The 1210-nt window shown below is 32.7% G+C and carries 1 protein-coding gene; it reads left to right on the forward strand.

The genetic code is table 11. The features are described from left to right. Window positions 1-947: 947 nt before the first annotated feature. The coding region (locus tag E0F91_RS17600; protein ID WP_207919058.1) for a transposase at window positions 948-1210 on the forward strand (263 nt) is incomplete at its 3' end.

Raw genomic sequence — 1210 nt, forward strand, 5'->3', positions numbered from 1 at the left:
AAAAAAAAAAAAAAAATGTTAATCAAAAAATATTATATAATGAAAAGTGAATGGATAGCAAAACACAAAGAAACCAGCTCCGCAAAGTGTTCATTCAAAGAAAAAATTTATCGTTTAAGCTACGCTAACGTCTCTGACTTTACGCCCACAATAATGAGCCAATAATCAATTGATCTACAGTGTTACCAGCATATAGGATTTGGCACAAAGTCGAGAGACTTTGCGCAGCAGGAACGTTGGTAATATTTTGGAAAAAAGGCGTAAATTTAACAGCATTTTAAAAATATACTTATGATAAAATTTTGGTTAATTGCTATTTTTATTATTATTATTTCAACATATATATTGTCGAATTTAACTTTGAAATCAAACAGAGAAGAAGCTGGTGAACGAATTTGGAGATTTGGGAATGGAAGGTCAGTTTATTGGCGAATTCTTACTTTGTGCAGTTTTGGAATAACTGTTGTTATAATGCTTATTATGCATTGGATAGGAATTCTTATTCTGTAAAAAATTGAAATATTTTAAATGAGCAATTTAGGTCCAAACACGTTGAAGTAGCAAAACGAAGTTTAAAAATTAAAACCTGCCAGCAGAAACTTGAAAAGTTTTGCCCCACTAGCGCGAGCGTCCCGCTCGTGCCCGCAAACAAGAGTTAGAAAAACAAAAGCTTAAACTAGGAGCACAAATTATAAATTTGGAGAACGTACAGGAGCTTATTTTGTGAGTTTTTATAAGTAATTTACAATCGTTCACTGTTAATGATTTGCAGGAAGAACTTGCAGAACAAAGTCATGGGAAAATATATATTCAAAAGGTAAATACTATTTTATCTTATGGCTTTTTGAAAAACAGAGTGCTAGAATTACTTTGGAAAGAAGCCCCGCTAGCGCGAGCGTCCCGCTCGTGCTCACAAACAAGAGTTAGAAAAACAAAAAGCTTAATCTATGAGTACAAAATATAAATTTGGAGAAAGCACAGGAGCTTATTTTGTAAGCTTTGCCACAGTAAATTGGATAGATGTATTTACTAGAGATTCGTATTTTGGGAATATCATTGAATCACTAAACTTTTGCAGAAAAAATAAAGCAATGGAAATTTATGGGTATTGCATTATGCCGAGTCATATCCATTTAATATTTCGTTCCGGAAATGGCGATCCATCAGGGTTGATGAGAGATTTCAAAGGATTTACATCAAAAAAAATGAT

Source organism: Flavobacterium sandaracinum (assembly GCF_004349135.1).
Classification (GTDB): Bacteria; Bacteroidota; Bacteroidia; order Flavobacteriales; family Flavobacteriaceae; genus Flavobacterium; species Flavobacterium sandaracinum.